Below are 10,029 nucleotides of genomic sequence, written 5' to 3'. Positions count from 1 at the left end.
AGCGCATCAGATTTCGGCTCTGAGGGTTGCAGGTTTGAATCCTGCCGGGGTCACTAAGAGTAAAAAGCTCTCTGCATTGCAGAGGGCTTTTTTGTGTTTTTTGACTGAATGAAGCTCGCTTCAATGAAGGATATAAATACGAAAAAGGTCAAACTAATCTCTGATTCATAGTTTTTTAATCGGAAATCGGATCTCAAAGGAGTGTGCAGCAAACATTTTTTCTACCCTCTTTTTATTAAAAGCAATGACCACTTAAAGACGGTCTTTATCAACTTATTTATATTTTAGCTTTATCTAGTTTTCAACCTGTAATATGATTAATAAAATTCTAAACTTAGGTGTTGATCAGCATCTCTCACAATATGATAGAAATCAGCGACGACTTTTGAATGGGATTGTAATTCTATCATTTTTGATCAAATTATTTGGTTTATTGTACGCTATTAAATTTGAGGAAGTTTCGCAAGAACAATATAGTCAGACATTCGTTTCGTTAATGTTTAATATAGCAATGCTTTACTTCAATGCAAAAGGGAAATTTAAAATCACCATCAATTTATTGGTGACTTTAGTGTTTTTGGGATTGCTTGCCATTGTTTTCGTTTTTAAGGTTGATACTTATTCTTTTGTCTTATTCCTCATTTCATTATTCAGTTTCTTAACATTAATTATTGAGTCTAAAAAGAAGGTGTTTATATTAACCGGTGTGGCACTCCTAGTTGTCTTTATCGGAGTTTTGAATAATTATTTTGAAGTGCTTCCACATGCAGTTGTTTATTCAGTTGAGCGTATTGATACAATTAGGTTTGCTTCAATTGTTGTAATCGCTTTCACACTTTTTTACACTGTTTATCTTAAAGCGTATGCAGTACAGTATAAAAGTGAACTAGAAAAGGCGTTAGTTTTAATCACTCAACAAAAAGAAGTACTAGATTCAAATGTTCAGCAAAAGGAAATGCTGTTGGCAGAAACCCATCATCGAGTAAAAAATAACTTACAACTAATTATTAGTTTGTTGGAATTACAAATGGATGAAGTTAAAGAAAGTGCTGACTCCGAAGCGTTAAAAGTAAGTATTTCAAGGATTAATTCTATGGCTGAAATTCATAAAATGCTCTATCGTAATGAAGAGCAGGTCGATAAGCTTGAAATGAAGGATTATCTTTTAGAATTAGCAAATGGTATTATCAAACTTTATCCTGACTTAAAAGATAAAATTGAGTTCACCGCCGATTTGGTCCCTTTTCAAATGAAACTTGAGAAAGCCATTCCAATTGGTTTAATTTTGAACGAGGTAATTACAAATTCATTAAAGTATGGTGTTCAAAAAGATGAAGATAGTAAATTTGAACTCAAAAGTGCTTTAACCTCTGAATCATGTGTTCTGACATTTAGAGATAACGGTTCGGGTATTCCTTTAGATGCTGAGTTTGGCCTAGGACAAAGTATGATTACGATGCTGTCCCGACAGATCAAAGCTGAGGTTATTCAGATAAATGATAATGGTGCAAAAACAATAATTAAAATACCGCAAAATGGAATTTTCTGATGTTAATATTTTAATTGTTGAAGATCAAGAGCTAATTGCCGAAAATTTAAGGCGAACACTTGTAAGTTTTGGAGCGACAAATGTATTGGTTGCAACGAATGCAAAAGCTGCAGAAGAAAAGTTAATCTCATCCGCAGTTGATTTAATGCTTGTTGACATTAATTTGGGCGAAGGTATGAAATCTGGTACAGAATTAATGATGGCTTTATCCCATGAAACCCCTGTTCCACACATTTATATTACTGCAAATGCAGATGAAAAGAACATTAAAGCAGCCAGTTTAACAAGCCCGGAAGGATTTTTGGAAAAACCTTACACCAAAGAAAGTGTTAAAGCTTGTTTATCGATAGCAATACATAAAATAAGTAGGAAAAGAGTGACCATAAAACTCAATAATAAGAAGATTTTACTAGATGTAAATGAGATTGTTTATATCGAATCGGATAATAATTATATCAGTATAATAGTCAAATCTGGCAAATCGATGATTGAGCGCATGGCGCTGAAAGATTTTTTAAGAAAACTCCCGTCAAATTTTATGCAAATACATAAATCTTACGCCATTAATTTGGAAAGGGTAAAAGAATTTACAGGAACACATGTTAAAATGCAAGGAAAAGACATTCCAATAGGTAGGAATTTCAAAACTGATTTCAAAGTTAAAATCCAGAACTATTTACTTTAAACATTTATGATTGGTAGTTGACAACATAATTTTGGTTGTTCGTCCCTAAAATTTTACGTTTTGAATAGACAGTAATAGCTTAGCGCAAAAAATTGTCTATGAAGAAAGTTATACTTACAAGTTTAATAGCGATCTCAAGTAGTTCTTTACTTGCTGCGGTCCATACTGTTACAAATTCAGATGATGATGGTTCAGGTTCGTTAAGAGATCATGTTGAGACTGCTCTCGATGGTGATACCATTTATTTTGATCCCAGTACAAATGGAAATATAATTGAATTAACATCTGGGGAAATTGCTTATTCAAAACGGTTGTTCATCGTTGGGAATGGTGCACAAAACACAATAATTGATGGTGGTTCTAGTTCGAGAATTTTTAACATCACCAATGTTGATAGTGTAATGATTGATTATTTAACCATACAAAATGGTTATAGTGAGGGAAATGGAGGAGGAATTTTTTGTGAAAACGTATTAAAAGTAAAATTGAACGGTGTTCAATTCTTTAACAATACGACGGATTTAGATGGAGGAGCAATTTCATCATCTTCCTTTGCTTATCCCATCCGAGTTTTTGCAAGCTATTGTACTTTTTCAGGGAACATTGCATTAAGTGATGGAGGCGCGGTTTTCTGTCATAATCCAAATCAGAATACTTATGTTTATGTTGACCATTCAACTTTTGTGTCAAATGAAGCTACAAGAGGAGGCGGAATTTGGTGTTTTGCGGATGCTGGAGGTTGGACAGCAACAGTAAGTGCGATTAATTCGACATTTATCAATAATGTTTATAGTGAGCAAGGTGGTGCGATATATGCTTCTGGAGGTTCATCTAACGTAATATTAAAAAGTAGTATTTTAGCAATGAACGGTGTGAGTAATATTTACGCTGCTCCCGATTATGTCATCAATTCTCAAGGGTATAATATTTTAGATAATGAATCCATTTCAGGAAGTCATGCTACGGACCAGCTAGATGTGTCAGAAGAGGATTTACAGTTAGGAACACTGGCTTATATTACTGGGAGTACCCAATCAATTCTTCCCGGATGCGGTAGTGTAGCAATTGACTTAGGGACACCTGATGATTTTACCGATGCGCAAAATCAATCGATCGTTGACGACCGAAGAGATGTCGGTGCAGCAGAATACGGAGCATTTTCTACCATTGATTTAGTGGAATGTAGTCCTTATACTGTTCCAAGTGGAGATGAAACTTATGTGGCGTATGGAGAATATACCGTTTATGACACTATTTCTTCTGTTTGTGGTGCAGATAGTGTTCTGACTATTAATTTATTTGTTAAAGATAAAACACATACGGTATCAAATTCTGATGATTCAGGAGCGGGTAGTTTACGCCAAGCTGTAATAGATGCTTGCCCTGGTGATACCATTCTATTTAGTGCAGGAATTGATGGAACACCAATTGAACTAACTTCTGGTTTTATCCATATTAATAAAAATCTCGTAATACTTGGTAATGGTCAAGAAAGTACAATCATAGATGGAACAAACAATTCTCGAATATTCTATATTTCTGGGGGGAGTGCTGTTGAACTTAAAGGAATGAAAATTCAAAATGGTTATACTTACGTCTCAAACGGCGGAGGAATAGCTGCCGATAATGCGACCTTAGATTTAGATTTTATCACTATTGAAAATTGTGAAGCGGCTGATGGAAAATTAGGGGGAGCATTGTACTTAGGTGATACCGAAGCTACAGTAAATCATTCAAAATTTTCTGGAAATTTAGCAGAAGGATCCGGTGGTGCAATCTATCAAATTTATGGCGGTTCATTACGTCTTTTAAATTCATTGATTAGCGGAAATGTTTCAAATGAAAATGGTGGAGGAATTTATAGCCCTTCTCCAACCGGTATGGAACTAGTTAATGTTACAATAACAGGTAATTTCGCACAAAACCAATTTGGAGGTATTAAAAATAATTATTCAGCCACTAATTCTATAATCTGGGGGAACGATGCCGTTAATGATTTTCCTGAGTCGGATACGGCGAACACGATAATCACTTACTCAATACTGAAAGGATATTCGGATATTCCTGGAGAAGGAAATATCAATGGTACGGATGAAAACGCACCAGGTTTTTATTCGCCAATTGTTGCTGAGGGAATACCTTCAATAGACGGTGATTTCAGGTTCAATTCACTGTCGCCTATGGTAGATGCTGGATTGAATTCTGCGAATGATGATACCGATGATTTAAATCAGAATGATCGCTTAATAGATGGAAATGATGATGGCGATTTAATCATTGATTTAGGCGCCATTGAAGCAGAAAATTCAATGCGTATTAATGAAGCAGAAAATGCAAAGATTAGTATTTATCCAAATCCCTTTGAGAATGTAATTTTAATTGATGCCGAAACAACTGTGAAACAAATTGAGTTGTTCTCTATTTCCGGACAATCAATCGCGAGTTTAATACCAAATTCTAATTTGACTCAATTCGAATTAGATGCTTTAGAGCGTGGCGTTTACTTTATAAAAATTACAACAGCTAATGATACTGTTACCACTCATAAAGTAATCAAAAAATAATCTTTTCGTTTGTAAATCTTCATAAATCTGTTTGAATTATAACAGTAAAACCCATAACTCAAAAGCCCTTCCTAGGAAGGGCTTTTTTGATTCAATTAAATTACTTAATAAAGGTGCTAGAATCGATAGCCTAGTTTAAATTGACAACCCAAATGTGTATTAAACTCTTCAAAGAATTCGATCCTACTAAAACTTTCGTAGGGCACGGTTGATTTCTTTTGAAATGTATTAACCCCATAACTGAAATTAGTTCCGAGGTAAATATTCTTTGAAACCTTGATGTCAAAGCCATATCCCCCAGCTAGAAAAAAATAATTGTACCGAGTAGGGTAATAATAATTCCTTTTATTACTTACAAAAGATAAATGTCCTAAAAAATAGAAATTGAATTTTTCGTTGTTTCCGTTCGGATAGTTTTTATAAATAAGTTCGCCAGATAAAAGGGTTTGATGAGGATTAATAAAAGGGTGGAAGCCTACACCAAGCTCTAATTCACTTTTTAAATGTTGCATCGTCAAGCTGGGAACAACATGCATTAATTGTAGCTCACCATTATAGATAGCAGTTGTCGAAACTCCAATACGTTGAGCCTGAAGTGAAGATGTATAGAGTATAAAGAATAGATAATATAATTTTTTCATCGTTATTTAATAAAGAGTTTTTACAATTCGGTCATAAATATTTTCAAGCTTAAGCCAAAATAATTCGTTGTCACTAGTGTTTGTGAATTGAACGATTACAGCGTCAATATCGCTATTGTAACGGGCAATTGAAGTATAGCCATGAATCCAACCTGTGTGCTCATACTTATAAACTTGCGAATACAACTTCTGCTCCTCATTGGACAATAATGTGCCATCGATTAATGCACGTAAAAAAGAGCTAACGTCCGATGCAGTTGCAATCATTGAACCGCCTGGACGTGTATGTTCAATAGATTTTAAATCATGATCATATCCCTTCAAATATCCGCTCATTACCTTGTTAGTGTCAACTTGGCTGTACAAATGATAAGTGTTTTTGAGGTTTAATGGATTAAGAATGTTCTCGTCGATATAGTCATGATGAGAATATCCTATGGCACGTTCGATAATTTCTGCAATTATCAAATAATTGGTGTTAGAATAACTGTATTTCTTGTTGGGTTTAAACAAGCTTGATTCACCATAAATTAAGGATATTGTGCTCATGTAACTCTCTTCTGTATCAACTATGAATGCAGGATTGTAAATGTATTCTGGTATTCCACTCCGATGTTGAAGTAGCATTTTAAGTGTGATTTTGTCTGCATTTTCGATTTTACCATTAGTCTCTGGTATCATAACAGATAATCGATCGTTTAAATCTAATTGATTTGATGCTATAAGTTGAACAGCTGCGGTAGCAATATAAAGTTTACTAATACTTGCTATTTTAAAAAGTGAATTTGGATTTGAAGGAACTTTATTTTTCCTGTCATTCCAGCCAGCAGAATAAAGCTTAGTCTCATTATCTTGATTAACTGCGATTATTATGCCGTCGATTCCATGGTCAATCGCGTTATCAAGTTCATCTTGCGTTGAAGATGGTCGAAGCTGAAAATCTTTTTGGCAACTTATCCCAATAAGAACTAAAAAAACTCCTGACAACTTGATTATTTTGTTTAAGTGTTTCATAAATAGTTGTTTGTGTGTAAAAGTACATCTGTTTTTTTACTTAGAGATTAATTTTTGGTTCTTCTAGGTTCGGTATTATAGATTAGAACCTTTTTTTAGATTTTCTTTGTTTTTTGAATTGGCTGATTGCCAGTGTTTTCAATGATTTTCGAATGTTTGCCTTTATATGTTTGATTTACAGATGGATAATTTTTTCTTTTTGGTGTTCAGTGATTTGTGTAAATGATTGAGTATAAATACTTAGTATGTTTTATGGGGTAAATACGTAAAAAAATGCATTTTAACTAGTATTTAAGTTCACTTATCGAACTAAAAAAAAGGACGAATGTAATGGTCGTAAGTTTGTAATGAAAATTAACAACAACAGTGCTATGCGTTTATTAATACTTTTAACTTTATTCATTTCTCAAACAGGTTTCGGACAAATATTGGTAATGGAAACAGGGTCAATTGTAATTACTCATGATGTTTCTACAGTAACCCTAAACAACACATTTATAGATCCTGTGGTTATTCTTTCACCGGTTGAAGATAACGGACCTCATGAAGCAACTGCTCGTTTGGAAAATGTAACTGAAAATAGTTTCGACTTGTATATTGAAGAGCCGGAAGATAAAGATGGTCCACATACTACGGAAAGAGTTTATTATATAGTTGTTGAAAAAGGACGATATACTTTTGGTGACGGAACTATGGTTGAGGCAGGAACAAGAACAGTGGACGGGTTGAACTTTCAAACTGTGCCATTAATGCAAACTTACGCTACTACACCGGCAATTTTCACTCAAATTCAAACAAATGATAATGGAACAAATTTCTTAAAAACAAGACAAAGAAATGCTACTGCATCTAGTTTTCAGTATAAATTAGAAAGAGAAGAATCTTTGAATGGTGTTCCGCCAGCAGGACCTGAAGTAGTTGGATATGTTGCTATATCAAAAGGTGGTGGAGATTTAAATGGAGTAACAATTGAAACAGGTTCTTTTTCCGCGGACGATAACTTAACAACACATAATTTAACAGAAACATTCTCAGCTGGAGTTAATATGATCGCATCAATAGCTACATATAACGGAGGAGATCCTGCAAACTTAAGATGGCGTTCGGTTTCTACTTCAAACTTTAAAGTTTTTGTTGATGAAGATGAATCTAATGACAGTGAGACTGGGCATGCGACGGAAACTATTGATTTTTTCGTGATTGACGATAACGGTGGTGCGGGAATTTTCTTGCCGGGCTATTTACCAATCGAATTATTAGATTTTAACCTTGAAACTGAGATGGACAATAACGTAAAGGTTTCTTGGTCTACTGCATCTGAACTTAATAACGACTATTTCTTGATTGAAAAATCGCAAGACGGTGTAAATTGGACGAAGTTAGATGTCGTTGATGGTGCAGGAACGTCAACACGAAAGTTAAACTACTCAATTGTTGACGATAGCCCATACTCAGGTGTTTCATATTATAGATTGTCACAAACAGACTTTGATGGAAGTACAAGTCTTGAAGCGGAAGGGTCGGTTGAGGTAGAAAGTGTTTCAATTTATCCAAATCCAAGTAATGGAAATATTAACATTAGCGTGCCAAACATGAATATGGATAAAACGTTAAAAGTTTATGATGCGATGGGAAGGTTAGTTTTAGAAGATCAGATTACTTTTGCAAACGCTAATTTTAATTTCGACTTAAATCCAGGTCATTATTTCTTACAAGTTGAAGGTTTCTCTGTTACGAAATTTATTATCGAGTAAATTGTCTTGAAATCTAACTTACAATTGACTTAAAATTAGCTAATTCGTTTAATTTTGTTTTTAGATAACAATAACCAAAATCTAAAAACATGTTTAAATTAAATTTACGGCAATATTTACTTGCCATAGGCATACTCAGTTTTGGGCATACTTATGCCCAAACTGGTGTTGAAGTTCAAGGAGCAGGTGCCGGCTTCTCACTTACAACTGCGGATTATATTACTTTTTATGGTGATTCTGCAGGGTTTTATGTAACCTCTTCGTCTTATAATACTATCATCGGTTATCGTGCCGGTTATAGTTTGAATAGTAGTGACCAAGATAATGTGGTCATCGGTTCTGAGGCCTTGGATCAGAGTACTGTTGCTTTTGACAATGTTATAATTGGTAACTGGGCAGCACGAACATTAGATGATGGAGATAACGTAGTGATAGGTGTTGAAGCAGGATATCATATGACGGATGCTGCTGACAATGTCATCATAGGGGAAGAGGCTGCTTTTTCATTAACTACTGGAGACGATAACGTAATCATCGGTGAAGACGCTGGTTATGATATAACTACTGGGTCGGACAATACATTTATTGGTAATCAGGCAGGTAGGAATAATGAAACAGGTTATCGAAATACTTTCGTAGGAAATGAAGCAGGTTGGGATAATACAACGGGGTACTGGAATACTTTTGTAGGTGATTCTGCCGGAACGGATGGAAGTACGGGTTACGCAAATACCTTTTTAGGTCATGCGGCTGGACCGACGACAGAATATGGTAGTCATAATACATTTATTGGAAACCAATCCGGTTGGGATAATAATAGAACCAATACATCTTCTGGAGAAGGTGAGTATAACACCTATTTGGGTTCACGGGCTGGATATACGAATCGTGAAGGAAATGGAAATGTAGCTATAGGATATCGTAGTGATTTTATAAATAATGCCTCCTCTGGATCAAACAATCAGGACAATGTTGCTATTGGACGTGAAGCTACAATTGGATCTCAAAGCAATGGGGTTAACGGAATAGTAACAATTGGTGCTTATTCCCGTGTTGATGATAATTACAGTATCGCTATCGGTTATTCAAATCGAGTTCAAGGTGCAAGAACTACTAGCATTGGATATAATTCGGATGTCGCTAACGGAATTGATGATGTTAACGCCATAGGTTACGAAACAACAATAAATGGAGACCGTGCCACAATTCTAGGTAATAACGCGATTGTTTCAAATAATGATGGTGTCGCTATAGGTTTTGAATCTGAAGCAGATTCGGCTTCTATCGCAATTGGAACAAATTCTAGCGCAACAGGAAAGTACTCTATCGCAATTGGAGATGGAGCATCAGTTTCATCGAATAATAGCATGGTTTTGGGTGGAGGATCAGCCACTAATAGAATGAGCGTAGGTATTGGAACAAATTCGCCAAATCAATTCGCTTCCTTAACTTTAGGTGATAACGATAAAGGTTTATTATTAAATAGCTTAAATAATGCGCAACAAACAAGTTTGGAAAGTTCTTTAACTGCTACGGAAGAAGGACTAGCAATCTACAATAATGAAACAGATGCTTTTCAGGTATGGAATGGAACAGAATGGATTGCTGCTGGTGCTCAAACTATTTCATTAACGGATGAAACTTTGAGTCTCTCAGGTGGAGGTTCTGTTGATTTATCTGGATTTTTAGACAATACTGACAATCAAGCATTGTCTTTATCTGGAACGGATTTAACCCTAGAAGATGGTGGTACAGTAGATTTATCTGCATTTATGGATGATACTGATACAGATGACCAAGCACTTTCAATATCAGGGTCTTC

The 10,029-nt window shown here is 35.0% G+C and carries 7 protein-coding genes; 5 read left to right on the top strand and 2 right to left on the bottom strand.

Going from position 1 to position 10,029, the window contains the following annotated elements; translation table 11 throughout:
• Positions 1–313 precede the first annotated feature (313 nt).
• The 3 genes from A8143_RS05835 to A8143_RS05825 all read left to right on the top strand — a co-directional run bounded on the left by A8143_RS05835 (position 314) and on the right by A8143_RS05825 (position 4,798).
• Complete coding sequence (locus tag A8143_RS05835) at positions 314–1,549, top strand: sensor histidine kinase (protein ID WP_070137839.1); 1,236 nt, start codon at positions 314–316, stop codon at positions 1,547–1,549.
• A complete protein-coding gene (locus A8143_RS05830; protein WP_070137838.1) occupies positions 1,536–2,234 on the top strand; it encodes a LytR/AlgR family response regulator transcription factor in 699 nt (232 codons plus the stop codon). Before A8143_RS05835 ends, A8143_RS05830 begins: the two co-directional genes overlap by 14 nt.
• Before the next feature lie 98 nt (positions 2,235–2,332).
• Positions 2,333–4,798: a T9SS type A sorting domain-containing protein gene (locus tag A8143_RS05825; RefSeq protein ID WP_070137837.1), complete on the top strand. Its 2,466-nt coding sequence runs from the start codon at positions 2,333–2,335 to the stop codon at positions 4,796–4,798.
• A 116-nt stretch (positions 4,799–4,914) separates the two neighbouring features.
• Here A8143_RS05825 and A8143_RS05820 read toward each other — a convergent pair whose 3' ends face one another.
• Together A8143_RS05820 and A8143_RS05815 are read right to left on the bottom strand one after the other, a co-directional pair.
• Complete coding sequence (locus tag A8143_RS05820; protein WP_070137836.1) at positions 4,915–5,439, bottom strand: hypothetical protein; 525 nt, start codon at positions 5,437–5,439, stop codon at positions 4,915–4,917.
• 6 nt (positions 5,440–5,445) lie between these two features.
• Positions 5,446–6,453 (bottom strand): serine hydrolase domain-containing protein, encoded by a 1,008-nt coding sequence (locus A8143_RS05815; protein WP_070137835.1) that lies wholly within the window; start codon positions 6,451–6,453, stop codon positions 5,446–5,448.
• Positions 6,454–6,824: 371 nt separating this feature from the next.
• Between A8143_RS05815 and A8143_RS05810 the strand changes: the two genes are divergently transcribed.
• Both A8143_RS05810 and A8143_RS05805 read left to right on the top strand, forming a co-directional pair.
• Complete coding sequence (locus tag A8143_RS05810) at positions 6,825–8,207, top strand: T9SS type A sorting domain-containing protein (RefSeq protein WP_175437492.1); 1,383 nt, start codon at positions 6,825–6,827, stop codon at positions 8,205–8,207.
• Positions 8,208–8,296: 89 nt separating this feature from the next.
• The coding region (locus tag A8143_RS05805; protein ID WP_083261238.1) for a hypothetical protein at positions 8,297–10,029 on the top strand (1,733 nt) is incomplete at its 3' end.

The sequence above is a fragment of the Crocinitomix algicola genome (assembly GCF_001661595.2).
Lineage (GTDB): Bacteria > Bacteroidota > Bacteroidia > Flavobacteriales_D > Crocinitomicaceae > Crocinitomix > Crocinitomix algicola.
This window is presented reverse-complemented; position numbering and strand designations above follow the sequence as displayed.

Excerpts from the sequence above, each read along its gene's own strand:
- A8143_RS05835 (WP_070137839.1), top strand. The coding sequence starts at position 314 with ATGATTAATAAAATTCTAAACTTAGGTGTTGATCAGCATCTCTCACAA.
- A8143_RS05830 (WP_070137838.1), top strand. The coding sequence starts at position 1,536 with ATGGAATTTTCTGATGTTAATATTTTAATTGTTGAAGATCAAGAGCTA.
- A8143_RS05825 (WP_070137837.1), top strand. The coding sequence starts at position 2,333 with ATGAAGAAAGTTATACTTACAAGTTTAATAGCGATCTCAAGTAGTTCT.
- A8143_RS05820 (WP_070137836.1), bottom strand. The coding sequence starts at position 5,439 with ATGAAAAAATTATATTATCTATTCTTTATACTCTATACATCTTCACTT.
- A8143_RS05815 (WP_070137835.1), bottom strand. The coding sequence starts at position 6,453 with ATGAAACACTTAAACAAAATAATCAAGTTGTCAGGAGTTTTTTTAGTT.
- A8143_RS05810 (WP_175437492.1), top strand. The coding sequence starts at position 6,825 with ATGCGTTTATTAATACTTTTAACTTTATTCATTTCTCAAACAGGTTTC.